This is a genomic window from Kerstersia similis, from assembly GCF_965139615.1.
GTDB classification, from domain to species: Bacteria; Pseudomonadota; Gammaproteobacteria; order Burkholderiales; family Burkholderiaceae_B; genus Kerstersia; species Kerstersia similis.
On the sequence record NZ_CBCSIQ010000007.1, the window covers coordinates 113,404 to 137,836 of the forward strand.

Consider the following 24,433-nt stretch of genomic DNA (forward strand, 5'->3'; position numbering starts at 1 on the left):
GCCGGAGGCTTGCGCCTTGCCGGGCGCCAGCACCTCTACCGGACGACTGCCTTGAGCCAGCTGCAAGATCAGCCCTTGCCCCTCTGCCAACGCAGCAGCGTCGCTCACCACATGGCCGGCGGCATCCCACGCGATCGCGTATCCGCGTGCCAGGGTATCTTCCGGATTCAGGGTCTGCAAACGCGCCATCAGATTTTCCAGGCGACGTTGGCGCCGTTCCTGCGTATAGCGCGCCTGCGCCGCCAAATCCCTGCGGGCTTGCAGCAACCGCCGCTCATAACGCTCGCAATCCGGTACAGCATGCGCCAAGCGTGCCTGCAACAAAGCCAATTGGCTGCGCCGCCGCGCCAGTTGGTGCGACATGCTGACTTGCATGCTGGCGATCCTGGCCTGCAAGCGTTCACGCCGCTGCGCCCACTGCTGCGCCGGCGACACCAGGCGCGCCTGGGCATAATCCAGCCGCTGTTCCCATTGTTCCAGCCTGCGCCGCTGCGCACGCACGAGGCGACGAGCCAGGGTCTGCAAGCGATCCAGCCAATCCGCCCTGGGCACGCAAGCCAGTTCCGCTGCGGCCGTCGGCGTCGGCGCCCGCAGGTCCGCCACGAAATCGGCAATCGTGAAGTCGGTTTCATGCCCGACGCCACTGATCACAGGCATAGGGCTGGCGGCAATCGCCAGCGCCAGCCCCTCATCATTGAAACTCCACAGCGATTCGATGCTGCCGCCGCCACGAACCACCAGCAGCACATCCGTTTCCGCCCGGCGCCCTGCCGTCAAGACGGCTTCACGCAGCCGCGCAGCCGCGTCGTCGCCCTGCACTGGCGCAGGATACAGAATGACTGGCACATTGGGTGCGCGCCGTGCCAAGGCAGACAGGACATCGCGCAACGCCGCGGCCTGCAGGGAAGTCACCACACCGATCGCACGCGGCAAGACCGGAATCGGCCGCTTGCGGGAAGCATCCAGCAAGCCCTGGGCAGCCAGTTTTTCCTTGAGCCGCAAGAAGGCTTCGTACAGATCCCCCAACCCAGCGCGGCGCATGCCATCGACCTGCAACTGATATTCGCCGCGAGGCGCGTAAACCGTGACGCGTGCCAGCACCTCGACCTTATCGCCCTGGCGCGGCTCAAACCCCACCGCCTGCGCCCTGCCCCGGAACATCACCGCTCGCACACTGGCACGTGCATCCTTGAGGGTAAAGTACCAGTGCCCTGAAGCCGCACGCGTGAAATTCGATATCTCGCCACCCACCCATTGCTGCGGCAAGCCAGCTTCCAATATATCGCTGACCTGTTGATTCAGCTGCCAGACACTCAACACTGGCGGTTTGCTGCGACCACCCGCGTCCTGCGCCCCCGCATTCCCGGATCCATCACCCCCGGGGAAACCCTTGATTTCATGTTGAAAATCGTCGTCGGCCGATGGCCCGGAAAGAGGCGCGCCGTAGCGATGGCTGGCAGGGAAAGTCATATTTCGGGAACAGCTGTCCACAGAAAAGTCAAGATGGGCTGCCATCATACCTTGAGTAGAAGCACAGGCTCAATCTCTGCCAAAATCTCAAAATAAATTCGCAAGCCTTTGTTTATATTGATTTTTTAATTATTTCTGCAATAAGTCAAAATTTGAGCAGTCCAGCTTACAGCCAGCAGGGACGCCACCTTCCACAACCCTATCCACAGAATTATCCACAGAATCTGTGGATAGCCTGAAGCGGGGATATCCGCCCCCAGACACGCACCTGCCCGTTTTGAATGACCTATCAAGCGCGCCGCCCCAGTCATCGCCATTTCCCCCCAGGCTGCGTTTGATGCGGTAGGATAATCGTTTGCCTCGCCAGAATGCGGCGCCCGCGCTCACCGTCGAGCGGCGCTTGCCACTGCTGCTTGCCACTGCTTTTTCTTTCGCATGCCATCGTCTCTTCGCGCCACCCTGACCCGTTTCATCGAACAGCAATGGCAACAGGGAGGCTGGCTTTCCACACTGCTGCGCCCGCTGGGCGCGCTTGCCGCCCGGCATGTCCGCCGCAAGCGCGCCGCCTATGCTGCCGGCCAACAGCCTTCCTGGCGTGCGCCGGTTCCTGTCATTGTGATCGGCAACATCTACGTGGGTGGCACCGGCAAGACACCTGTCACCATTGCCGTGGTTCAGGCACTTCTGGCCCAGGGCTGGCGCCCCGGTGTCATCAGCCGCGGCTATGGGGTAAAAGTGGGCGCCGAAGCGCGCTGCGACATTGCGCCGCTGGACGCCGCCCAATATGGTGATGAACCCGCCCTGATTGCAACAGCTACCGGCGTACCGGTCAGTGTGCACCCCAAGCGTGTTCTTGCCGCCCAGACCTTGCTGGCACGGTGGCCAGACACAAACGTCCTGGTCTGCGACGACGGCCTGCAACATCTGGCCCTGCAACGCGATATTGAAATCGTCGTACAGGATGAACGCGGCATCGGCAACGGCCGGCTACTGCCTGCCGGCCCTCTGCGCGAACCCGGCGCGCGCCTGCATGACGTCGATGCCGTCATTACCAACCGGGCCGCATTCCGCCCTGCCGCCGCCGAGCCCGGCGCCAGCAAGGCTGCGCGCCCCTTGCAGGTAGATATGATCCTGCAGCCCGGATATTACGAACACCTGGGCAGCGGCCGTCTCCTGACGCCTGCCCTGTTTGCCCAGGAATGCAGCACGCTGACCCTGGCCGCCGCAGCCGGCATCGGCAACCCGGCCCGCTATTTCTCCATGCTGCGTCAGCATGGCCTGACGCTCGCGCAAACCCTGGCGCTGCCGGATCACCATGCCTATACCGATAATCCATTTACCAGCCTGAACGCCGAGCGCATCCTGATTACCGCCAAAGATGCCACCAAATGCCGATCCTTGCACGATGACCGTCTTTGGGTCGTGCATGCCAGCCCCGCTTTCCAGCCGGAAGATTGGTTGACGCAATTGCCCTTGCCAAATCAGTGACCGGATCAGCCACCTGATCAGCCACCTGATTCGCGGCCCGAATGATTGCCGGGTTCGATAGCCTTATTCCATGACACCTTATCCGATTGTCTGGTTCATTGCCCGATACTGCCCAATACGGAATAGCACGCGACATTCAGCAAGAGTGAAAGCCTCTCTCACAGATGGAAACCAGGCAAAAAAAGGATAAAATCGAAACATGAACACTCGCTTACTTGAAGTCCTTGTCTGCCCCTTGACCAAGGGCCGTCTTGAATATGACGCGCAGCGCAGCGAACTGGTTTCGCGCGGTGCCGGCCTGGCTTTTCCCGTCCGCGACGGCATTCCCATCATGCTGGTGGAACAGGCCCGGAAACTTGAGCCTCAAGATAACGCCAGCCAACACTGAACGCCCTGGCCATTCTGCCAATAGGCAGATAGCCTGAAGCAAGATAAGCAATTTCGCGGATACAGGGGAAATCCCCATATCCACCCCATACGCAGCAAGCGCAAATCGGTTATAAAAATGCCTTCCGCGTTATGCGCAGTGCACAAAAAAACACCTCGGCCATGGCCTGAAGCCACCGCCCTCACGTGTTCGAGCACATTTCGCGCTGCGACAAGGCAGTTCATCTCCGCCAGCAAGATATAACAACCACAGGAGTTCCCATGCGTCTCATTCTGCTTGGCCCCCCCGGTGCGGGCAAGGGTACCCAGGCCGCCTACATCACCCGCCAGTACGGTATTCCTCAGATATCCACTGGCGACATGTTGCGCGCTGCTGTCAAGGCTGGCACGCCGCTAGGCCTGGAAGCCAAGAAAATCATGGATGCAGGGAAACTTGTCTCCGATGAAATCATCATCGGCCTGGTGCGCGACCGCCTGCAACAGCCGGACTGCGAGAACGGCTACCTGCTCGACGGCTTCCCCCGTACGATTCCCCAGGCCGACGCGCTCAAGGATGCCGGCATTGCGCTGGATTACGTCATTGAAATCGACGTTCCCGAAGAGGACATCATCGACCGCATCAGCGGCCGTCGTGTCCACCCGGCTAGCGGCCGCAGCTACCATGTCCGCTACAACCCGCCCAAAGTCGCCGGCAAGGACGACGAAACCGGCGAGGATCTGATCCAGCGTGATGACGATAGCGAAGCCACCGTGCGCAAGCGCCTGTCGGTCTATCAGGAACAGACCCGCCCGCTGGTGGACTACTACTCGCAATGGGCTGACAGCGGCGACAAGGCTGCACCGCGCTACCGCAAGGTTGCCGGCGTCGGCGAAGTCGATGCCATTCAAGCTCGCATCGAAGCTGCGCTGAAGAGCTGAGCCGTCACCGGCCGGTGACCCGCCAGCACTTCCCCCACCGCCAGGCCCAGTGCCTGGCGGTTTGGTTTTCGGGCCTATTTTCTGATCGCAATCCCCCATGAGCCTGCTTCGTTCCGCCGCCACCGTCAGCAGCCTGACGCTGCTCTCCCGCATTACCGGGCTGGTGCGTGATGTCCTGATTGCCCGCGCCTACGGCGCCGGTGCGCTGACTGACGCATTCTGGATTGCTTTCCGCATTCCCAATCTGTTGCGCCGCCTGTTTGCAGAAGGCGCCTTCGCGCAGGCATTCGTTCCCATCCTGGGAGCGGTCAAGACAGAAAACGGGGAAGAACGGGTACAGGAATTGCTGGATCGTGTTGCCATGATCCTCACCCTGATCCTCATGGTAGTGACGGCGCTGGGCGTACTGGGCGCGCCGTGGATTGTTTACCTGATTGCCAGCGGCCTGAACGAAGCCGGCGGCAGCAGTGGCTATGATGCCGCCGTCAGCATGACGCGCATCATGTTCCCCTACATCCTGTGCATGTCGCTGGTGGCCTTTGCCTCGGGCGTGCTCAACACCTGGCGTCGCTTCGCCATCCCTGCCTTCACGCCGGTTCTGCTGAACGTCGCCATGATTGCGGCATCGCTCTGGCTGGCGCCGCATATCGAACCCGCCATTTATTCCCTCGCCATCGGCGTCATGGCGGGTGGCGTGGCCCAGCTGGCCGTGCAATGGCTGGCCCTGGCGCGCCTGGGCGTGCTGCCCAGCTGGCGCCGCAGTTCGCCGCGCCAGGCCTGGCAAGACCCTACGGTGCGCCGTATTGGCAAACAGATGCTGCCTGCCATCCTGGGTGTATCGGTTGCACAGATATCCCTGCTCATCAACACCAATATCGCCAGCTGGTTGCCTTCCGGCAGCGTGACCTGGCTGTCCTTTGCCGACCGCCTGATGGAGTTTCCTACCGCGCTGCTGGGCATTGCACTGGGCACCGTGCTGCTGCCCAGCCTCTCGAAAGCGCATGCCAGCCAGGACGTTGATACCTACAGCCGCCTGCTCGACTGGGGCATGCGCCTGACGCTGCTGCTGGGCTTGCCCGCCGCGCTGGCCCTGGCCATGCTGTCCGAAGGCATGGTGGCCACCCTGTTCCACTACGGCGAATTCAAGGCGATCGACGTTTCCCAGACGCAAACGGCCGCGGCCGCCTATTCAGTCGGTCTGATCGGCATCCTGTCCGTGAAAATCCTGGCGCCCGGCTTCTACGCGAAGCAGGATATCCGCACCCCCGTCAAGATTGCGATCTTCGTGCTCATCATTACCCAGCTCTTCAATCTGCTGCTGGTGCCATTGCTCAACCATGCCGGCCTGGCGCTTTCCATAGGCCTGGGCGCATGCATCAATGCGCTTGCCTTGTTGCGCGGGCTGCTCAAGCGGGGCATCTATCGCCCCGGCGACAGCTGGATACGCTATGCCTGGCGTCTGCCCCTGGGGCTGGCGGCCATGGCTGCGGTCCTGTATGCAGCGAACCAGCACATAGACTGGATCGCCCTGCAAGCCGCCCCCTGGATGCGTGTTCTGCTGCTGGCAGGCGTCGCTGGCGCCGCCGCCTTCTGCTACTTCGCCGTACTGTTTCTCTTCGGCATGCGAACCAAGGATTTTCGGCGCTAGGCCTGGCTGCTGACGCAGCATTTATGCCTTTTGACTGAATTTCCAGCCCTATCGTCCTGCGGACACTGTTATGATTCAGCGTCCGCATCGAGGAGGGTCGCATGTCCGCCGTCGATTCGTGACCGAACCCGGGCCGCCTGCATCACCCTGCGTAGGCGGCAATTTGCGCATGTCCTGGCCGGCCTACCTTGAGACGGCATTACGGCTTGCATAATGCTGGAATGCTGATAGAATAATAGGCTTTCCAGAATTCTTTTTCTACATATAATCAACCAACATGGCCAATTCCGCACAAGCCCGCAAGCGCGCCCGCCAATCGGTGGCCCGCAACAAGCACAACTCCAGCCTGCGTTCCGCTCTGCGCACGGCAATCAAGCGTGTGCGCGCGGCCATCGCTGCTGGCGACAAGGCTGCTGCTTCTGAAGTTTTCCAGAAGGCGACCGGCACGATCGACCGTATCGCTGACAAGAACATCATCCACAAGAACAAGGCTGCTCGCCACAAGAGCCGCCTGGCTTCCGCCATCAAGGCGATGGCCTGATTGATGACACAGGCGCGCTTCCCGTCCTCTGCTGGTTGAAGCGCCCTGTGATACAGCCTTAGGGCTGGTTTCATCATCGTGGAATTGAAAAGGCAGACTGCCATGCAGTCTGCCTTTTTTGTTATTTGCTTTTTTGTCTGCCGCTTCAGCCCGGCCCTCAGCAGCCAGATCCTTCCACGCCGGACGGCCAGGCCCGCCGCGGCGCAATTCCCGCCATCTTCCCCGACTGCACGGCGCTTCAACGCCGCACACCAATTTCTACGCCGCATTTCTGCCTAATCTTCGGCCTGCTTCGCATCAGGGAAAGACGGCTGCCATCCCGCGGCTGATGTTGCCTGCGGCTAGCACCTAGCACCCACACCCTACTCAAAATCCGCACAGGGAGGCCAGGAAACGGCCAGCCCGCCAGCCAGTCATCCACAGGCGGACATCAAAAAAACACCCTGGCCGGGGCGACGATACGCGCTCCGGCCAGGGTGTTACCCAACCATCAGGGATCCGTAAAAACCGCTGAGGCTTAGCGCTTGCCAGCGGTGCCTGCTCCCTGGATCGCCTTACCCTGTTCGGCTTCCAGCGTCTCAATCTGGCGCTGCAGGCTGCGCAGCTGTTTACGCGCATCTTCCTGCTGGGCCGCCAGTTGTGCGGCATCCTGCTGAGCCTGCTGCTGGCGGGCGGCCACACGGTCTTCCTGCTGGCGCTGCAGCGCCAGATCCGTCTGCAAGGCATTCAATCGGCTGGCGCGCTGCATCAGCTCTTTTTCGATATGTGCATGTTCGGCCTGCAGTTTGATACGACGGATATCGGCCTCCGCGAGTTCGTAGGTCTGCTGGCTAAAGCCACGGTAAGTGTCTTCCGCCAAACGCTCTTCCTTGGTACGGAACACGCGCCAGAAATCCTTTTGTTGAAACAAGGCGACGTAATACAGCAGCTCATCTGCCTTGAACAACAGGCTGGCGCCATAGCTTCCGTTATAGGTCGTACGCAACTCGCTCACCTTGCGATCCTGGATCAGCTGCTCCAGCTCCACGGCGGAACTCTGGGCCACCAGCGAAGGCGGCGCAAGATCGGCAGGCGGGCGCACTTCGGCGGCAGCCACGGGAGCCGGCGCAGGCGCCACGGATGCGGCAGCTTGCGTGACAACGGGCCGCGACATGGCTGCGCTGCTGCCGTTATCCGCTTGCGTGCTTGCACAAGCGGCCAGGCTTGCCAACACCAAGCCAGACAGCACGATGCGCGCGGGTTGAAAATCCTTTCGAGTCAACATACTGTTCAACCTTTTAACTAATTCATTCCGATTTTTTATAGTCGGCCCTACGCCGCCAGACCAAAATCGTTACAAAAGACTGGCATGATACGCGAGCCCGCCCGCTTATGCCGATGAATAAATACCACCAAATGCAAGACTGCCGTCACTGCCCGGCTGAATTTGCAGCTTGCGCATCTTCTCCCACAGGGCTTTACGGCTGATGCCCAAGGCCGCTGCCGTATCCTGGCGCCGCCAACCGTTCTTTTCCAAGGCTGCAATGATGCGCATGCGCTCGGCCCGATCCGCCTCGCTGAAGCCCTGGCTCGGTAAGGACTCATCCGTTGCCGATACCGGCACATGCAGAAAACCCAGGCTGCGCATACGATTAAACACTTGCTCCGAGCGTTCCGCATTCCAGTAGCCCAGTACCAGCCGCAACAAACCCAGGCGTTCAACCAGATTCAACATTTCCCGCACATTGCCGGGGAAACCCATGTTCGCAACCCGATCCAGCATCCAATCCGGCGGCGCGCACTCCTCGATGCCGACCGCTTCCAGATAGCGCGCCATCAGTGCAAGAAACAAAGCGATTTTTTCCGCCGTCCCGCGCTCATCGAGCGATGGGATATACAGCTCGATCACGGCCAGGCGGTAATAGAGATCCGCGCGAAATGCCCCCAGGCGAACCTGCTCGACCAAATCCCTGTTGGTGGCAGCCACCAACCGAAAATCCAGTTCTTGCTCTTGTGAGGATCCCACGCGCATCACGCGGCGAGACTCCAGAACCCGCAGCAGCTTCACCTGCTGTTGCAACGGCAACTCCCCGATTTCATCCAGAAACAGCGTCCCGCCGCTGGCCTGTTCAAAATAGCCCTTCCTGGATGCCAGGGCACCGGTGAAAGCGCCCTTCACATGGCCAAAAAATTCCGCCTCGAACAAGGTCTCCGGGATGGCACCGCAATTGACTGCAACAAAAGGGCCGTTTTGGCGCCTGGAATGTTCATGAACATAACGGGCCACTCGCTCTTTTCCGACGCCTGTTTCCCCATAGATCAGCACATTGGAGTGGCAGCCTGCCACCATGCGTGCTTCGCTGAGCAACTCGCGCATCTCTGTGGAAACCGCGATGATTTCTTCATGCGCTTCAACAGAAGGAGGTTCAGCCGCGGGCTGAATGGCGCTGACCAAATTCAGCACCATATTTCTCAGCTCCGCATGACTGAACTCCGCTGGCAAGGTATGAGAATGGGCGGGAGGAAAAAACTGCTGATGCTTGGAACGATAAGGCGTTGTCGCTGCAACCCAGATGACTGGAATGGCCTGGGCACTTAGCCACTCCAAGGCTTGAAAGCGATGATCAGCCATCACGGAGACGGAAACCAACGCCACCGCAGGGCGCGACTCATCTCGCTCCAAGCTAGCCCCAGGTTGCTCCGCCAAAACAATAGCAGCCGGAAAATCTGCGAAAACACGTTCAATACGGGCAACGATATCCGCACTTCCCTCCCAGATGTATAAGTCGAACTCCGGAATCGCAGCACCGCTATCCATTAAAAAACTCCATTACATATCATCGACATAACATCATTCCGACCTTTCAAAACACAAACCAGCTTAATAAGACTTCATCCGGCATGATCTGCGATCATATTTCTCAACAATAATCAGAACAAATGCAGCAATTATTAATATAAGAACATCATCAAATCCGCCACTGACAGATTTAAACGATATTGTATATCCACCACATCACGTCGATCTGGAAAGGCACATGGCATACTGGGTCATTCAATATACCAATACTGGAGCACCACACTGAACATCCAACAACTCAACATCCGTTTCCCCAAGGCTAATGCCCAAAACCTGCAATAGCCCATTCACAGCATAACTCAACAAATCCAGAATTGGCCGAAGCAAATCTATCAAGACCGAGGCCAACCCACCCAGCAATCCACTCCCGGATAAAGCAAGATCTTTTACTGCTGACACACGGCATTTCCTAACCGACTCCACCCCTCCCAAAATCGCAACACTACAACCCAGATCTGCTAAAGGTGCGACCAGAATAGTACCCAATAGATTCCCCACAAAAGTCAATGTACCACCAAGAGCGCCCGTCAGACCATTGGATCCCATTCGCTCCCCAAGTCTTTCCATATATTCTTTCGACCATTTCATTTCAGCAAAAACATCAGAAACTGCCCTACCCGCCCCGTTACGACCGACCAACTCCTCAGCAATTCCCTTTCTGACCTCATCAGAGGCATTACTGACATTATGGTCCCCTAACAAATCACCAAGCAATCCACCAATGACCGCATCACTAACGGCCTGTATGGTTTGAGCTAGATCCAAGCCCGTAGATCGAACCGTCATTTTTGAATATTCGCCATCCAGCAGCTGACTAGATGGCGCAGTCAATATTACTTGCTGTGTCTTCGACTCGCCCAAAGGCAAGGTCACTCTCGCTGTGAGCGGCAATAAACCCAATAGATTAAAAATCTCATGACGTTCAACTTGCGTAAATGATTCATACTTACAAGAATTTTCCAAAGAGAAAAAGTCACCACTTTTTGGAAATCTGCCAAGACAAACATTTATCAATGAAGATGTTACATCTATCCGCGCCTGGTTTTGCTTGGGTTCACACACACCAACCAACACGCCATCCGACTGTGCAACCTCTAGAATTAGAGGAACATCCAATTTCACAACAGCAGCCAACAATCTCCCAACAATTGGAATCTCTGTTGTAGATATACGCACATAAACTCGTACAGCAGCACTATTGGCCTTGGTTCCAATACCACCAATAGCAATAGAAGGAGGCTCAACAATTCTGGCCTTAACCTTTAAAAAGTTTCCCAAAGGCGAGCCATCTCCACCTAGCGATAAATCCAAAAGATTGCTACCATTGGCAATAGCAATACTACTGGTAAGTAAATTCAAAACATTCAGCTGAGCATGAAGCGCTGAAGTTAAATCATCACCATGCCCCAGTTCCAGCAACGCTGACAAATTACCCAATTCATCAGGAAAACGAATCAGTTTTATCGGCTGTTTGACGATATCAAGATTCGCGGTCAACGTCACAAAATCCCGTAAAGCCCCGACTCCAAGAACCAAAGTATTATCTTTTTCTACAACAGCAAGCATGGCATTCAGCAAGTCTCCAAGCTTCAGTTGTTCAAGCCTAGCCAATTCATCCGGCGTTCCAACCCCAAGCAGGACAGTTGGTGGCAGACCTAGCGCCTTCAACAATCCAGATGGGGTTACCTTTAAGTTTGCAACACCGTTACTATCCAAAACCGTCAACACTTCCGGATTCAGACCTACGCCTTTCAACAACACTCCCAATAAACCATTTTTATCGACACTTAGCAGCCTAGATCCAACTGAAAACGCAGCGACAGGATCAGAAGATTTTGCAACTGCAGCAACAGAAATATTACCAACCTCCGAAAATGGCATTAACGGAAATATACTGCCCTTTGCAATCGTTATTTTTACAGAATTGAAAAACCCGTCCACACCGACCTGACCAGGCCCAAAAAATTCAGGCGCAGCATAATTGCTGGGTGACCACTCCCCGCACTCGACAGTCACATCTCTCTGAAAATCTAAATCAATTATTTTCTTGCCAATCAAGAAATCGTTAATTGCGGCTCGCGCATGCAACTGAGATGCCGTACAGTCCATATCGTCACGCACATACTGCACACCACTCAATGCAGCCAAATCAGCTGCATTCTGCAATTCCCTTTTCACATAGAACAGATAGCCCAGGTTCGCTGAGCCCAGCAGAATCAGGCATACGATCAGCGCCGCTGCCGCTGGCAAAATGATTGAACCGCGCTGGCGCGCTGGCAGCCGGCTTCTCTGCATCCACATGAAACTATCCTTCAAAGTCCTCACACCCCGGCACTGCCCTGCTATTTAAAGAGTGCGCGTTGCCGGGGGAAATCAATCGTTCGAAAACATCAGTTGCTGCTGTTGTCTTCAACCTTTTCCTCAAACCATTCCGGAATCGGGTGGGTGAAGCTGTCCACGTAGCGCTGCCATGTCAGCCCCGCCGTCGCGCCCAGCGCCGGCAATGCCTGGCCCGCCACGTTGCGCCCGTTCAAGGCTCCCGTGGCCTGAGCCGCCAGCAGGCTGCGCGTTACCTGTCCGGTGCGCTCCGCTTGGGGATGGACGACCGCGCTGACGTTGACAGCAGCGCGCTGCGCTGCCGGGGCCTGCACGACCACGGCCGGGGATGTGGCTTCGTCGCCACGATGAATGGCCTCCATGCGCGTGCGTGCGTCCGCCGTGCTCGCAGACGCAGCAACGTGGCCGCTGTCCTCCACGGCTTGGACCGTCACCCCAGCGGCCTGAGCCGGTACGACCACCAGCCCGCGCTGGCCAAGCGCGGCCGGGCTGTGCGCCATTTCGCCAGTCAGCGGACGATTTTGAGCATGCGCTGCAGTCGCCAACAGGCAGGCCGCCAGCAGCAGAGAGCGATAAGGTTGTTTCATGAGTTGCCTCCAGTGAATTCAGTCATTCCTGCAAATTCTTCAATTGATCGGCGCCAGTCTGCCGCCTGGGCTTGCACGCCACCCCGGGCCATCGCGCTTCCGGATACCTGCTTTCCGGCTTGCGCCACGGCACTATCGGAACCGCTCCAGCATGCGCCTTAGCAAGCCCGCATTCATTTCCTCGCTTGTCCTGGCTTCAGCTGCGACGTTCGTGCCCGGCCCTGATACCGCACTCCCCGCTACCGAATTGCCTGCTACCGAATTACCTATCGCCTGATTGGCGGCACTCAAAGGCAAAACGGCAACTCGGCGGCGGTTCATTTCCCTATCCACCATGCTTGGCGTATCCAAGGGATGCGCTGGCGGCGCCTGCGATACCACCACGCTCCCGGCAGCAGCCTCGGGTGGCGCGGTAACGGCCATTGCGGGGACAACAAACATACTCGTTGTGCCATCTGCCGGCACAACGGCCTGCCGGGCTGCGCCTTGCACGCCTTGTGCCCGGATGCGAGCCGCCTGGACGGCGATGCCGGCCTGGTTTTCTTCAGGCAGACCGGCACCGTTCATCAGTTGGCGCGCATCCGCCATGCGCCCTTCCAGCATCAACAGCAAAGCCATGTTCGCCAGTACCGTCGCTTCATCCCGCCCCAGCTCCAGCGCTTGCCCCAGGGGGACACGCGCGCCTGCGTAGTCACCCAGATTCAGGCGGGCATACGCCAGGTCGTTCAGAATTTCCGGTTGCGTTGGTGCCAAGGCAGCCGCCTCGCGGAAATGACGCTCGGCCAGCACATAGTCGCCGGCCTCTCCCGCCAGCAAGCCCAGGCCATGCAGGCCTTGGGCCCGGTTGGCGGTGCGCAGCATCGCCTCATATTCCTGGCGGCTGGCTTCAGGCTGCCCGGTTTTCATCAAGGCATCCGCCCTGATGCCTTCCAGGCCTTCGATGTTGCCGAAACGGCGGCGATAGTCATCCACATAGGCCAGCGCCGCGAAGTAGCGTTGCTGGCTGTAGTTCTGCTGCGCCAGCGTGCGCAGCATGCCCGGCTCATTGGCTGCCTGGGCGTTGATTTCCGCATCTTCGCGGGCACGCAGTTGGGCTTGCTGGTTCTGCTGTTCCTGCATCACGCGCCAGGCGCTTTGGTCGCCGCCACCCGCACACGCCGCCAGCAGTACCAGCATGGGCACTCCGCCCAACAAATACCCGGTTCGCCGGGAGCGACGACGCAACGCCATCATGCGCCCCCCATACGCGACAAGCCGCGCAGAACAGCCAGAAAACCTGCGCCACCGGTCACGATCAGCAAGGCAGGCAATAGCGTCAGCACCATGACACCAGTCATTTTCACCGTCAGCTTGCCCACTTTTTCCTTCAGGCCCAGGCGGCGCTTTTCACGCAGGCGCTCGGCAAATTGTGTCAGCGGTTCCTGCACGGCCCCGCCATGCTTGTCCACCTGTTCGATCAAGGCGCATATGGCAGACAAGTCATCATTCTCAAAGCCCTTGGCCAGGCGCTGAAACGATTGCTCGCGGGTACGGCCATGCGCATACTGCTCCGTGGACAGGCGCAGTTCATCGCTCAGTACCGGCATGACTTCACGAAAATCATTGACGATCACATACAAGCTTTGATCAATCGACAAGCCCACCCCCTGCAACAAGCGCAGCAAGTCCACCAGGAGCGGCAGTTCTTCCCCTGCCGCCAGCTTGCGCGCCTGCGCGCGCCGCGACAGCCACCATTTGGGCAACATCCAGCCCAAGCCGAAGCCAAAAAATACGATCAGCGCGCCTCCCAACAAAGGGTTGCCCATGACCGCAGGGGCGCCGATAAACAACCAGCCCAGCAAGGGGAGCGCGATCGCCAGCAAGGCACGGCCAAATACAAACAAGGCACGCGCACGGCCCGGATTGGCGAAGCCGCACAAGTCCACCAGTGCCTTATCCTCCGCCGCCAGCAGAGAATCGCCGAACTTGCCTTGTTCCCACCGCTCGCCCAGCGCAGCCGCTTCCTTGACCACGTTCTGCAAACGATCTTCCAGATGAGGACGCCCCCCGTCCGGTGCCTGCCCGGCATGCAAGGCCATGACGCGTTCGACTTCCTGCGCCCGCTTGCGGGCACGCAGCGCGCGCCCCGCCAGCCCCAGGCCAACGCTCAGCAGCGCCAGCGCCACCAGCATCACGGCAATGGCGAGCAGCAGATTGGGATTCACGGATTGAAGTTGTTCCAGCACTTTCCCTTCCTCCTCAGACCGATTTCGCCAGGCGATACAACCAGAACACGCCCACCGTTTGCATGACCGCCGCACCTATCAGCATCTTGAAACCCAGCGGGTCTTGCCACATGTTCATAAACAGGTCGTTATTCATGAACAGGATGAAACCGGCCAGGGCAATCGGCAGCAAACCCAGGATCCACGCAGAGAGCCGCAACTCAGCCGACATGGCACTCATCTCCATGCGCGCCTGTTCCAGATCCCGCATGAACGCAGCGAGGCGGTCCAGCACCTGATCGCTGCGGCCGCCAAAGCGCAAGGCCACGCCGACCACCGAAGCCGCCAGATAGAACTCATGCAGATCGAACTGACGCGCCACTTGCCGCATGGCATCGTCGAGATCCTTACCGGAGCGAGACAAGGCCGCCACACGATCCAGCGCCTCGCGCAAAGGCATTTCCACATTCGCCGCCGACGACTGGAAAGCTGCGCCCATGCTGTTTCCGATGGTAATGAGCCGTACCATGCCCTCAAGGAAACCAGGTAGCTGGGCCACCATGCGCTTGCGCCGTTTTTCTATGCGCAGCCAGATGGAAAAGCTGATCAACACGCCAGACAGCAGCAGTATCCCGACCGCGGCCACGACCCCGATCAACATCCAGGCCAGCAGCGCCAGCAGCAGGGGCACACCGATCGCCAGCAGGAAAAAGCCGGGGCCGCCACGAATCCCTGCGCGCAACATCAAGCTGCCCAGATCCCCGTCGCCACGCCATTGGCGGGCCACTTCTGCGCCAGCCGGGCCTTGCGCCAGGCTGGCCACCTGACGCTGGCGCAGCGCCTGATCCACATGCGACGAGAGCTGGGCCTGCGCCTGATCCCGCGCACCGCGCTGCCACAGCCAGAGCGCTGCCGCCAGCAGCAGGAGCGCCACGCCACCGATCACCAATCCTTGCACCAGCATCAGCGCCTCCTGCCCCAGAATCCGCCGGACGGCGGCGCATCGGCAGCAGGCATATTGGCCTGTTGCCGTTGCCGCTGCTCTTCGCGATAGCCCGACAGCTTGGCGGTATGAGGATGTATCCCCAGCCCGACCCAGCGATCCTGTTCAGCGCCATCCTGCCCCAGCACCGTCTCATGCCGGTACAGTTCTTGGGTGGCGATCACGTTATCGCCCATACCGGTGACTTCGGTAATCGACAGCACGCGCCGCTTGCCGCTGGGCAGGCGGCCAATCTGGATGATGAAATCCAGTGCCCCGGCAATCTGCCGGCGCAAGCTGTCTTCACTGCCCTGAAAGCCGGCAAACCCTGCCAGCATTTCGATCCGGTACAGGCATTCGCGCGGCGAATTGGCGTGGATCGTGGCCATGGAACCTTCATGCCCTGTATTCATGGCCTGCAACATATCTATGACTTCCGCCCCCCGCACCTCCCCTACCACCACACGGTCAGGCCGCATCCGCAGGCTGTTGCGGATCAGGTCTCGGATGCTGACTTCGCCCTTGCCGTCAAAACCGCCCTGGCGCGCTTCCAGCCGGCCGACATGCGGGTGGTTGAGCGACAGCTCGGCGGTATCTTCTACCGTGATCACCCGTTCCTGCGGCGGAATGAAAAAGGCCAAGGCGTTCAGCAAGGAGGTTTTGCCGGAGCTGGTACCGCCGGAAATCAGGATATTGCAGCGCTGGTGCACTGCCGCCTGCAAGAGGTTATGGATGGGCTCATCGAAGGTACCCAAAGCCTGCAGGTCGGAAGGGCGCAAGGGATCCTTGCGGAACTTGCGGATGGAGACCATCGGGCCGTCCACCGCCAAGGGTTCGATGACGACGTTGAGCCGCCCGCCGTCAGGCAAACGCGCATCCACCATCGGGCTGGACTCGTCCAGCCTGCGCCCCAAAGGCGCCAGGATTCGCCGGACGATGCGCAGCACGTGCGCATCGTCGGTGAAAGTCATGGGTTCACGTTCCAGCCGGCCGCCACGCGAGACAAAGACATTGTCACAACCGTTGATCAGAATATCTTCCACGGCCGGATCCGCCAGCAGATCCTCCAGCGGCCCCAGACCCGCCAACTCCTTGGTCAAGGCCTCGACCATCTGGCGCAATTCGCTCTCATTGACCGGCAAACGCTTGAGGCGCGCATAGCTGGCCAATTCCAGGTTGACGAATTCCTGGATGGCTTCGCGTGACCAGCGGCCGAATTCGGCACCCAGCTCTTCAATCCTGCCCAACAGATGCTCATAAGCACCATTCTTCAGATCCTGCAAACGCGGCATTGCCGATACATTTGTGCTCGCAGGATCGAACAGCGCATTTTTCATTGTCATCATGACTCTGCTCTACCCATGTTTCCCGTCCCTAGCGGCCGGGCCGTATTCTTGCCACGCATACCGGCTTTCCAGCCGGACAGGCGTTGCCAAATTCCTGCCCCTTCCTGCTGCCCCGCAGCATCCGCGGGCAATACCGCTTTGCGAAAGGCCTGCATCCAGGGATCCCTAGGCTCCGTCTCGTCGAGCAGCAAGCCTTGCCCTTGCGCCAGCATCAGCGGCGCCGTCCGCTCCGGCAGGGCACCGCGCAAACGCAAGCGGAAGCGTTTGGCGATAGGCTCGGCCTCCAGTCCGTTGCGCTCGCCATAGCGGTTCAGCAACAGGCTCATCCGTTCACTGACGGGCGCACCGCGCTGTTCCAGATCGGCCAAGAGATCGTGCAAGGCAACCAATGCGCTCACGCCCTGGTCGGCCATCACACAAACTTCGTCCGCCAGATGCACCAGTTCGGCCAGGAAATCCAGATTGCCCAGTCCTCCGGCATCCACGATCAGATAGCCAAACAGCTCCATCAGGCGACGCACCAAGGCCAGCGAATCCTCGGCCGACACATGGGCCATGCGTTCCGGCTTGCGCGGCAATGGCAGCAGGGCCACGCCGCGCCTGTCCAATGCCAGGGCAGAGTCCAGCAAGGTCCGGTCCAGCCGGTGCAAATTGCTGGCTGCCTCGGCAAAATCAAAGCTGCCATGCTGCCCGGCATACAACAAAGCGTCGTTGAGCGGCCAGCCCATATCGAGCAATGCCACACGCTGCTCGGTCGGCAAGCCCAGCACCTGTTCCTGCGTCAGCACCCCTGCCTTGCCGCTGCCCCTGGCAAGGCAGGCCTCGCGCCAGAGATTCTGCTGCAGCAACCCCGCCCAGTGCACCGCGACGGTGGAACAGCCCACTCCCGGGCGGCTGCCCAGCACCAGCACCAGACGGCCGCTGCGCGGCATGACTGCCGGCGCCTGACGCACAAAACTGGCTTGCTTGAGCAAGCGTTCCGTTACCTGCCTGAGTTCGACAGCATTGCCGGGATCCACAAAATCGCTCACGCCGGCACGCAAGGCGGCAATGGCGCACCCCGGTGCATCGACGCTGCCCAGCGCCACGCGCGGCACACCCGGCCAGCGATTGCCGGCCAGCTGGGCCAAGGCGGCGGCAGTGCCTTCCTGCTGCGCCGCCAGAAAATCCAGGAACAACAACTGTGGCGCAGCCACAGGCGGTGCCGCCTGCACCGCCGCCTCCAGCGCTGCCGCATCGGGCGCAACTCGGCGTATGACGCCCTGGCCCGCCAACAGCCGCTCCAGTTCATGCGCCAGGCCTGCATCCGCAGAGCACAGCAGCAATGCCGGCAGCCCATCGGCAGCGTGGTCGTGTTCAGCAACACCGATCATGTTCATTCCGTTAGCGCGAAAAGCCCGGCAAACCTTGGCCCGTCGCAGGCCCCAACAAGAAATAGGACCAGCCGTTGATGGCCTGGTCACTTTGCTCCCGGGTTTCGCCCGGCAGCGGCAATGCCACGCCCTTGGCAATCGGACGCACCAGACGCGGCGTGACGACGATCACCAGCTCGCGCTCCTTCTGTTCGTACTTCATATTGCGAAAGAAGGTGCCGATAATGGGCAGATCACCCAGGAATGGGAATTTATCGACATTGGCCGTGGTCTCGCGCGATACCAGGCCGCTGATCACGAAACTTTCGCCATCGGCCAGTTCCACCATGGTGTCGGCCCGGCGCGTGCGAATGGCCGGGATCAAGGAATCCCCCACGGCAATGGCATTGTTGTAATCCAGGTCACTGGCTTCCGGCGCGATCTTCAACGCGATGCGGTCAGCCGACAGCACCGTAGGGGCAACGCTCAGGCCGATGCCATAGGATTTGAACTCGACGTTCTGGGTGCCCAGGGAACCGGCAGCGGGCACGGGAATTTCCCCGCCCGCGAGAAAACTCGCGCTCTGTCCGGACAAGGCCACCAGGGTCGGCTCTGCCAGGATGCGCGCCATGCCATTGCTTTGCAGCAGATTCAGCGATGCCCCAAAATTGCTGGCGCTGTAGAGCAAGGAGAAACCGTCGCCAATCACACCCGCACTGCCGACGTTATTGCCGCCTTGCCAGTTATTGCCGGCACGACCGCCGCGCCAGTTGATGCCCACTTCCTTGAGCACGCTGGTATTGACTTCGACCACCTTGACTTCGACTTGCACCACCTGGTTCGGGCCGACCGTGGAGGTATCGACGATACGTTCCGGCGCTGCGCCTGCGCCCGCCACGGCGGCGGCATTGCGATGCGTCATCAGAGTATCCGAATGCCCGCTGACGACCGCGCTGCCGCCGGAAACATCAACCTGCGCCTGTACCGGCTGCTGTCGAGTCAGCAGGCTGGCATGCACATCACTCACCACGCGCACGGGCCAGCGTTGCGGCTGCTGCTGGCCACGGGACCAGACCTGAACTGTCGTGCGGCCCGGTTGCAGCCCCTGCACGAAAACGTCGGCGCGTTTGTTAGCCGACAGGATCTGCACATCCGCCACCGACGGGTCGTCAATCAGCACGCGCACCGGCACACCCGCCACCGGCAGCATCAGCTGGGTGCGTTCTGCCATCACGATTTCCTGGCCCTGGGCCGCGACCGCCACCGGACGCTGCGCCTGCTGCGGGACTTGCGCCTGGGCGGCCCCAGCACCAGACAAAGCCAGCAAGGACGCCGCGGCAACCCCCCGCCAGCCACCATCCCATGCAACACGCAATGCCGCATGCAGGGAACCAACAACCCGATTGCGCGCCTGAGGCATGCGCTGCCCGGTGGCCATTTCCAATGAATTCATCTCTGTTTTCCGCCTGTATCTGAAGGATTCATGAGCCGGGTTTGGCCCTGCCTCAATAACGCACCTGTTCACGCTGGCTGCCACGCACGACCTCGATGCTGCGCACCGGCGCCTGGGCGGCCTGGGCGGCGCGCACCTGCTGTTTCTTTTTCTCTTCCGGCTTTTCCACCTTTTCCGGTTCCGGGCCGGACAGCTGCAACAGGCTTTCACCCGCATAAGCACGGTTCTCGCCCTGCTTGAGCAATTCCTTTTCTTCAGGCTTGAGATCCGGGCGGCCTGCCAGCAGCAGCTGACGTTCCGGGAACAAGGCAGGATCCGGTTTGGCTTCGTCTTCGGGCGAACGCAGCACCAGCTGCAGCTTGCCGTTGCGGCTTGCCAGCAACAATTCGTTGACCTGATCCACCGGAATGGCGAGCACAGCCGTGCGTGGCGCCGTATTGTTCACGCTATTGCGCGGTGCCCGGCCATTGCCGCCAGCACCGGAACCGGCGCTGGCACGCGGACCCTTGCCGGCTTCTTTTTCATCCGGCAGCGGTTCGCGCTGGGGCGGCCCATCAACGGAGTCGATACCGTAGGCAAGCACGCGTTGACGGGATTGCAGCAGGCGCGACTGTGTGCCGCCGATCTCTCCGCTCTTGTTGAACGTGAGAAAAATATCGACCAGATCGCCAGGGACAATATGCGCTGCCGGCCCAGATTGCTCGTCCACCGCCAGGGTCACGGCGCGTTCGCCTTCCTTCAGGTAGCGCGACAGGCCACGCATCAGCGCCTGGCTGGTGACCGGCTCGCCTGGGGCCACATCAAAACGCAGCAGTTCACCGATGACTGCCTCTGGCTTATCAAACGACGCGGCAGGCTGGGCCTGCCACTGTTCGACCGTCAAATCCTCTGCGCGCAGAGGCTGGCCGGCTACCAGTTGCCGCGCGGCAACCAATACCGGATATTGCGGCGGCGGGGGAGCCTGTTCTGCTGGCGCTGCCACGATAGGCGCGCTGACGGGGACGACCGGCGCGCTTTCACGCGACAGTTTGAAGGCGAAAAGGCCCAATATCACGGCCAGTGCAATCAGCACGACTGCCGCAATCTTGCTTAGGTTACTCATGGGAATAACGCTCCTGAGCGATGGTTTTGTATGAATTTTTCATGGGGTTCTAGCTGAGCGCCGAATCACGCGGCGCTCAGCGGCGCCGTAAGCGCACCGTGGCGCTGGCATGCAAGGTTTGTGGAATCCAGCAGGAAGTCGTTTGGGAGGCTGTGCCCGCGTCTCCACACCCTTGCTGCCCGCCGAACACGCCTGCAAGACTGCTGAGCAAGCCGATCAATGGCCAATCCTTGGAGGCATAGCTCACGGAAACAATCAGACAATCCGCTCCGGCCCCCGGGCATTGAGGCGAACCGGCGCGCGCCAGGCTCAACTGGTTGCTGGCCAAGGTCCAGCCCTGCGCCGCTCGGGTGACGACTGCCTGGACATCGTTGACATAGCCGGGCGCCAGCGCACCTGCGCTTTCGTCCTCGTACGGCCACTGCTCCAGCGCCAATTCCAAGGCAGCCCTGGCCCCTTCCCCCGCCGCCTGCGACAAGCGCTGCTGCACCCAGAACAGCGAGCCGTAGGAAATGACGGCAAACAGGATCACCAGAAACACCGTGATCACCAGCGCAAACTCAATGGCTGCGACGCCACGCTGGCGGCTGCGCCCTTTGAGCGAACCACGGGCCATGGCGTCATGCAGCGTGCGCATGCCTGTACAGTGCGGCCTCATGTCAGCCCCCTGCCTTCTGGCTGTCCAGCTGCACCCGCGTGCTGGCATAGCCCGCCAGCCGCTCAGGCGCAACCAATGTGATCAGCCCCATACTCAAGTCGGGCGCCAGCGGTGATTTTTTCCAATCATAGGAAACCACGACCTCGAGCTGACTGGGTTGGAGCACTGTTGATTGCGGGCAGCTGCCATGGGCGGTGCCTGCCAGTTTTTGCAATTGCCCCGCACCGCCCGGCACCAGCCCGCAGATGGCGATATTCAACGGATCATCAGCCCCCGTGCCGCGCTCTTGCAGCCAGGCCAGCGTTTCGGCGGAATCCAGCATGGCCAGCGCATTCTGCGCGCGCGCCTGCAGCTCGTTACCTGCCACGGCGCCCGGCCAGCGCAAGGCATAGCGTGCGACATCCTGGGCTGCCAGGTTCAGGCTCTGCTGGGTAACGTAAATCAAGCCATAAACAATGATGCCGTAGAGCACCATGAAGAAAATCACGAACGTGAATGCAAATTCCACGGCATAGGCGCCGCATTGTTTTCTTGCACCTGCCCCCGGCAAGCAGGACCTCGGGCGGCAGTCGGCGCCTGGTTCTCCCGCTGCCGCCAATGCACGCCCGGCGTACTTGCCTGAGTGACAGGACTGCCGGACTGACGACATCGAATACTGCCGCATGTTTAATTACCTTTATTCCAATAACTTCCAGATCAGCCAAATGATGGCTGTTAACGCGATATAGCCTGCATAGGGAACGCCCCGGCGTTCGATTTTCTTGCCAGGCCCTTCCTTCCTAACTTGCAATGCCTGTATTAAGGCATGCAGTCCAGCAAACAACCCGGCCACCAATACAACTTGAGCACCTGACGCCAGCCCAACAACAAATCCTAAAATGGAAATAAACTTAACGTCTCCTGCCCCCATAATACGTTTCATCCAGAGAGGGAAGAAAAACAGTGCCCCTAAAAAAAAGGCAGCAAATGCCGATACCAACGATGGAAAGAAGTAGAGGGTTGCAAACGCAGCCTTATCCAAATACCAGACAACAAAAAAACCACTCTGGATAAGAAAGACAACAACCAGAACCATGTTCTTTACTTTTCTGGCATACAAATCAGAAACAACAACCAATGCCAGAAATATAAAAATAAAACCAATCCAAAGTTCAGTCATTAGTCTTCGCCCATGTCGCGCCCACAACCCTAGTTACTAGCAAAAAAATCTTACATAGCAACTTAATCCTTAGCACCCTCACCAGCCGCACCGCTAATCGCACCCGAAATGCTTTCGAAAGTCGTATCCAGCTGTTTACCCAACGCGGTCAATGCAGCAATAATCACCACAGCAATCAACCCCGCAATCAGGCCATACTCGATAGCCGTTGCGCCATCTTCATCTTTCAGGAAACGAACGATTTGCTCTTTCATAGTTTGCTCCAATTGAAAAGCATAAAAATACACATGCACCCACCCGCTCAAAGGATGGCCTCAGGCATGAACGGTTCCAATTCCATCATTGCAAGCCACTTACTTCAGCAACAATGAAATTGCGGTATCTGCGCACACGCATACACCCGCATGCCGTTCACATGAGGATTTTGCGATATTTCCCATCGCATATGTAGCGAGTTTTCAGATATTCAAAAATCTGAGAATATCTATATCGCAACGCAAATATTAGAATCGCAACCAATATTTAAAGCGCTTGCAAGAAAATGTTCCTGTAGCGCCAAAAACATCAGGAATACATCAGGAAAACATCAGAAAAATCAAATAGTTTCGAATTTCACTGAATTAACAACAACCAGCCTAGGAATACTCCTATTCCATGTCCAGGATATTCAGCCACTGGGCAGCATCCTGCTTCAGTGCTTCCATGCTGTCGCGCAACATGCTTTGCATCATGCGCACCGCCCCTTCACCGTAGTTATCCAGCAGGCGGCGATTCAGTTCCGCCAGGGCGCGGGAGCGGTTTTTCAATACTTCGGAACAGCGCGTCATGACCGGCATGAGCAACACCACGCGGCGATCCAGCGGATGACGGGCGCGGGTGATGTAGCCCGTGCGCTCCAGGCGGTCCGCCATGGCAGCTGCGCCGCCGTAGCTGATGCCCATTAGCTGGGCCAGTTGGCCGGCTGCCAGGCCATCAAAGGCAACGATGTATTCCAGGGCCGAGAAATCCGCCTGGGGCAGCCCGGCACGCTCTGCCTGCGCAGCCTGGGCTGCGCGGCCATACACGCCCATCTGCATGGCAAGCGCAGCCGTCATGCCAAGCAGGAAGTCCGTATCCTGCGTTTGCGCCGGCATCACCGAGCGCATGACGTCGTTGGAAGAATGTCTGAGAAAGCGCTCACCACCGGTAACGTTGGCTCGCTCCATCGAAATAGATTCATTCACCGCATACATAGTCAACTTCCTGCTTCCGGGCCCGGCACAATGGCAAGGCACCTGTTTTTTACCGAGATGGCATGGCGTCCTTCAGAACGCCATGCGCCGAGTTGCCCGCGACTTAGCGAGCGCCACCCAGGCCGCCAGTCAGGCCGCCCAGCAAACCACCTACCAAACCAGTCACCGGCGCCAGCAGGCCACCGTTTTGCTGACCAGCTTCACCATTGCCAGCCTGGCCGCCCAGGCCACCCAGCAGACCGCCGACCAGGCCAGTCACTGGCGACAGCAAGCCGCCGCCTTCACCGCCACCCAAGCCGAGATCGCCCAGACCAAGGCCTTCCGTCAGGGATGCCACGGCGCCCGTGGCATTGCCCAGAACGGCACCCAGCGGGTTGCCGGCATCGGGGTGATTCGGGTTGAGCAAGGCCCCCACGCTGGAAACCGTGTCACCCAGGCCGCTGACCAGACCGCCAACGCCAGGGATGGGCAAGGTGCCACCCAGTTGGTCGCCCAGGCTGCTGACCACGCCACCCAATTGCGTCGTCACACCGTCCACCGTGGCGCCCAGGCCGGTCGCGCCGCCCAGTTGCTGCGTCAGGCCCGTTACCGTGCCCAATACCGGGCTGACAACGCCATCCAGCGTTTCGCCCACACCAGCCAAGGTGGGCGACAGGCCCAGCGGCAGGACGTTGTCCAGTGCCTGCCCGGTATTTCCCAGCGCCGTGACCAGAATGGGAGCGGCTTCGCC

General features: G+C 59.5%; 22 protein-coding genes and 1 pseudogene. 5 read left to right on the top strand and 18 right to left on the bottom strand.

Annotation, left to right across the window (positions count from 1 at the left end):
- Positions 1 to 27: 27 nt before the first annotated feature.
- A pseudogene (gene xseA / locus ACNA1V_RS06700) lies at positions 28 to 1,470 on the bottom strand (exodeoxyribonuclease VII large subunit); the annotation flags it as partial.
- Positions 1,471 to 1,905: 435 nt separating this feature from the next.
- Here xseA and lpxK point away from each other — a divergent pair.
- The 5 genes from lpxK to rpsT all read left to right on the top strand — a co-directional run bounded on the left by lpxK (position 1,906) and on the right by rpsT (position 6,452).
- Positions 1,906 to 2,958, top strand: a complete 1,053-nt coding sequence (gene lpxK, locus ACNA1V_RS06705) for a tetraacyldisaccharide 4'-kinase (RefSeq protein ID WP_415832813.1) — start codon at positions 1,906 to 1,908, stop codon at positions 2,956 to 2,958.
- Positions 2,959 to 3,157: 199 nt separating this feature from the next.
- Positions 3,158 to 3,346, top strand: a complete 189-nt coding sequence (locus ACNA1V_RS06710) for a Trm112 family protein (RefSeq protein WP_415832814.1) — start codon at positions 3,158 to 3,160, stop codon at positions 3,344 to 3,346.
- A 260-nt stretch (positions 3,347 to 3,606) separates the two neighbouring features.
- On the top strand, positions 3,607 to 4,263 hold the full coding sequence (gene adk, locus ACNA1V_RS06715; RefSeq protein WP_415832815.1) for an adenylate kinase: 657 nt from the start codon (positions 3,607 to 3,609) through the stop codon (positions 4,261 to 4,263).
- Positions 4,264 to 4,360: 97 nt separating this feature from the next.
- The gene (gene murJ, locus ACNA1V_RS06720; RefSeq protein ID WP_415832816.1) at positions 4,361 to 5,911 is read left to right on the top strand and encodes a murein biosynthesis integral membrane protein MurJ; all 1,551 of its coding nucleotides are present in this window, start codon (positions 4,361 to 4,363) and stop codon (positions 5,909 to 5,911) included.
- Positions 5,912 to 6,188: 277 nt separating this feature from the next.
- Positions 6,189 to 6,452, top strand: coding sequence for a 30S ribosomal protein S20 (gene rpsT, locus ACNA1V_RS06725; protein WP_415832817.1), 264 nt, complete (start codon positions 6,189 to 6,191; stop codon positions 6,450 to 6,452).
- Between the two features lie 517 nt (positions 6,453 to 6,969).
- Here rpsT and ACNA1V_RS06730 read toward each other — a convergent pair.
- The 17 genes from ACNA1V_RS06730 to ACNA1V_RS06810 all read right to left on the bottom strand — a co-directional run.
- A complete protein-coding gene (locus ACNA1V_RS06730) occupies positions 6,970 to 7,716 on the bottom strand; it encodes a DUF2968 domain-containing protein (RefSeq protein WP_415832818.1) in 747 nt (248 codons plus the stop codon).
- Between the two features lie 105 nt (positions 7,717 to 7,821).
- A complete protein-coding gene (locus tag ACNA1V_RS06735) occupies positions 7,822 to 9,249 on the bottom strand; it encodes a sigma-54 interaction domain-containing protein (RefSeq protein ID WP_415832819.1) in 1,428 nt (475 codons plus the stop codon).
- 237 nt (positions 9,250 to 9,486) lie between these two features.
- Positions 9,487 to 11,592 carry a pilus assembly protein TadG-related protein gene (locus ACNA1V_RS06740; RefSeq protein ID WP_415832820.1) on the bottom strand — a complete coding sequence of 702 codons (2,106 nt, stop codon included), beginning with the start codon at positions 11,590 to 11,592 and terminating at the stop codon, positions 9,487 to 9,489.
- Between the two features lie 89 nt (positions 11,593 to 11,681).
- The gene (locus tag ACNA1V_RS06745; RefSeq protein ID WP_415832821.1) at positions 11,682 to 12,215 is read right to left on the bottom strand and encodes a DUF3613 domain-containing protein; all 534 of its coding nucleotides are present in this window, start codon (positions 12,213 to 12,215) and stop codon (positions 11,682 to 11,684) included.
- Between the two features lie 132 nt (positions 12,216 to 12,347).
- Entirely contained in the window at positions 12,348 to 13,391 is a 1,044-nt protein-coding gene (locus tag ACNA1V_RS06750; RefSeq protein WP_415832822.1) for a tetratricopeptide repeat protein, read from the bottom strand.
- Between the two features lie 53 nt (positions 13,392 to 13,444).
- The gene (locus ACNA1V_RS06755) at positions 13,445 to 14,386 is read right to left on the bottom strand and encodes a type II secretion system F family protein (RefSeq protein ID WP_415832841.1); all 942 of its coding nucleotides are present in this window, start codon (positions 14,384 to 14,386) and stop codon (positions 13,445 to 13,447) included.
- Between the two features lie 67 nt (positions 14,387 to 14,453).
- The gene (locus ACNA1V_RS06760) at positions 14,454 to 15,383 is read right to left on the bottom strand and encodes a type II secretion system F family protein (RefSeq protein ID WP_415832823.1); all 930 of its coding nucleotides are present in this window, start codon (positions 15,381 to 15,383) and stop codon (positions 14,454 to 14,456) included.
- Positions 15,383 to 16,693, bottom strand: a complete 1,311-nt coding sequence (locus tag ACNA1V_RS06765) for a CpaF family protein (RefSeq protein WP_415832842.1) — start codon at positions 16,691 to 16,693, stop codon at positions 15,383 to 15,385. The genes ACNA1V_RS06760 and ACNA1V_RS06765 overlap by 1 nt, the downstream gene beginning before the upstream one ends.
- A gap of 50 nt (positions 16,694 to 16,743) precedes the next feature.
- Positions 16,744 to 18,120, bottom strand: a complete 1,377-nt coding sequence (locus tag ACNA1V_RS06770; RefSeq protein ID WP_415832824.1) for a P-loop NTPase family protein — start codon at positions 18,118 to 18,120, stop codon at positions 16,744 to 16,746.
- A gap of 10 nt (positions 18,121 to 18,130) precedes the next feature.
- On the bottom strand, positions 18,131 to 19,552 hold the full coding sequence (locus tag ACNA1V_RS06775) for a type II and III secretion system protein family protein (protein WP_415832825.1): 1,422 nt from the start codon (positions 19,550 to 19,552) through the stop codon (positions 18,131 to 18,133).
- A 52-nt stretch (positions 19,553 to 19,604) separates the two neighbouring features.
- A complete protein-coding gene (gene cpaB / locus ACNA1V_RS06780) occupies positions 19,605 to 20,654 on the bottom strand; it encodes a Flp pilus assembly protein CpaB (RefSeq protein WP_415832826.1) in 1,050 nt (349 codons plus the stop codon).
- Between the two features lie 76 nt (positions 20,655 to 20,730).
- The gene (locus ACNA1V_RS06785; RefSeq protein ID WP_415832827.1) at positions 20,731 to 21,291 is read right to left on the bottom strand and encodes a TadE/TadG family type IV pilus assembly protein; all 561 of its coding nucleotides are present in this window, start codon (positions 21,289 to 21,291) and stop codon (positions 20,731 to 20,733) included.
- Between the two features lie 22 nt (positions 21,292 to 21,313).
- Complete coding sequence (locus tag ACNA1V_RS06790; RefSeq protein ID WP_415832828.1) at positions 21,314 to 21,820, bottom strand: TadE/TadG family type IV pilus assembly protein; 507 nt, start codon at positions 21,818 to 21,820, stop codon at positions 21,314 to 21,316.
- A 168-nt stretch (positions 21,821 to 21,988) separates the two neighbouring features.
- Entirely contained in the window at positions 21,989 to 22,471 is a 483-nt protein-coding gene (locus ACNA1V_RS06795) for a prepilin peptidase (RefSeq protein ID WP_415832829.1), read from the bottom strand.
- Positions 22,472 to 22,533: 62 nt separating this feature from the next.
- Positions 22,534 to 22,725, bottom strand: coding sequence for a Flp family type IVb pilin (locus ACNA1V_RS06800; RefSeq protein ID WP_415832830.1), 192 nt, complete (start codon positions 22,723 to 22,725; stop codon positions 22,534 to 22,536).
- Between the two features lie 393 nt (positions 22,726 to 23,118).
- Positions 23,119 to 23,676: a MarR family winged helix-turn-helix transcriptional regulator gene (locus ACNA1V_RS06805; protein ID WP_415832831.1), complete on the bottom strand. Its 558-nt coding sequence runs from the start codon at positions 23,674 to 23,676 to the stop codon at positions 23,119 to 23,121.
- A 130-nt stretch (positions 23,677 to 23,806) separates the two neighbouring features.
- Positions 23,807 to 24,433: collagen-like triple helix repeat-containing protein (locus ACNA1V_RS06810; RefSeq protein ID WP_415832832.1), on the bottom strand; the 627-nt coding region annotated here is incomplete at its 5' end.

Bases quoted from the DNA above. Each gene is read 5' to 3' on its own strand.
- adk (WP_415832815.1), top strand. From the start codon at position 3,607: ATGCGTCTCATTCTGCTTGGCCCCCCCGGTGCGGGCAAGGGTACCCAG.
- ACNA1V_RS06745 (WP_415832821.1), bottom strand. From the start codon at position 12,215: ATGAAACAACCTTATCGCTCTCTGCTGCTGGCGGCCTGCCTGTTGGCG.
- ACNA1V_RS06775 (WP_415832825.1), bottom strand. From the start codon at position 19,552: ATGAATTCATTGGAAATGGCCACCGGGCAGCGCATGCCTCAGGCGCGC.
- murJ (WP_415832816.1), top strand. From the start codon at position 4,361: ATGAGCCTGCTTCGTTCCGCCGCCACCGTCAGCAGCCTGACGCTGCTC.
- ACNA1V_RS06750 (WP_415832822.1), bottom strand. From the start codon at position 13,391: ATGCTGGTACTGCTGGCGGCGTGTGCGGGTGGCGGCGACCAAAGCGCC.
- ACNA1V_RS06730 (WP_415832818.1), bottom strand. From the start codon at position 7,716: ATGTTGACTCGAAAGGATTTTCAACCCGCGCGCATCGTGCTGTCTGGC.
- ACNA1V_RS06760 (WP_415832823.1), bottom strand. From the start codon at position 15,383: ATGCTGGTGCAAGGATTGGTGATCGGTGGCGTGGCGCTCCTGCTGCTG.
- ACNA1V_RS06740 (WP_415832820.1), bottom strand. From the start codon at position 11,592: ATGTGGATGCAGAGAAGCCGGCTGCCAGCGCGCCAGCGCGGTTCAATC.
- ACNA1V_RS06805 (WP_415832831.1), bottom strand. From the start codon at position 23,676: ATGGAGCGAGCCAACGTTACCGGTGGTGAGCGCTTTCTCAGACATTCT.
- ACNA1V_RS06755 (WP_415832841.1), bottom strand. From the start codon at position 14,386: ATGCTGGTGGCGCTGGCGCTGCTGAGCGTTGGCCTGGGGCTGGCGGGG.
- ACNA1V_RS06770 (WP_415832824.1), bottom strand. From the start codon at position 18,120: ATGATCGGTGTTGCTGAACACGACCACGCTGCCGATGGGCTGCCGGCA.
- cpaB (WP_415832826.1), bottom strand. From the start codon at position 20,654: ATGAGTAACCTAAGCAAGATTGCGGCAGTCGTGCTGATTGCACTGGCC.
- ACNA1V_RS06765 (WP_415832842.1), bottom strand. From the start codon at position 16,693: ATGCCGCGTTTGCAGGATCTGAAGAATGGTGCTTATGAGCATCTGTTG.
- lpxK (WP_415832813.1), top strand. From the start codon at position 1,906: ATGCCATCGTCTCTTCGCGCCACCCTGACCCGTTTCATCGAACAGCAA.
- ACNA1V_RS06735 (WP_415832819.1), bottom strand. From the start codon at position 9,249: ATGGATAGCGGTGCTGCGATTCCGGAGTTCGACTTATACATCTGGGAG.
- ACNA1V_RS06800 (WP_415832830.1), bottom strand. From the start codon at position 22,725: ATGAAAGAGCAAATCGTTCGTTTCCTGAAAGATGAAGATGGCGCAACG.
- ACNA1V_RS06795 (WP_415832829.1), bottom strand. From the start codon at position 22,471: ATGACTGAACTTTGGATTGGTTTTATTTTTATATTTCTGGCATTGGTT.
- ACNA1V_RS06785 (WP_415832827.1), bottom strand. From the start codon at position 21,291: ATGCGCACGCTGCATGACGCCATGGCCCGTGGTTCGCTCAAAGGGCGC.
- rpsT (WP_415832817.1), top strand. From the start codon at position 6,189: ATGGCCAATTCCGCACAAGCCCGCAAGCGCGCCCGCCAATCGGTGGCC.
- ACNA1V_RS06710 (WP_415832814.1), top strand. From the start codon at position 3,158: ATGAACACTCGCTTACTTGAAGTCCTTGTCTGCCCCTTGACCAAGGGC.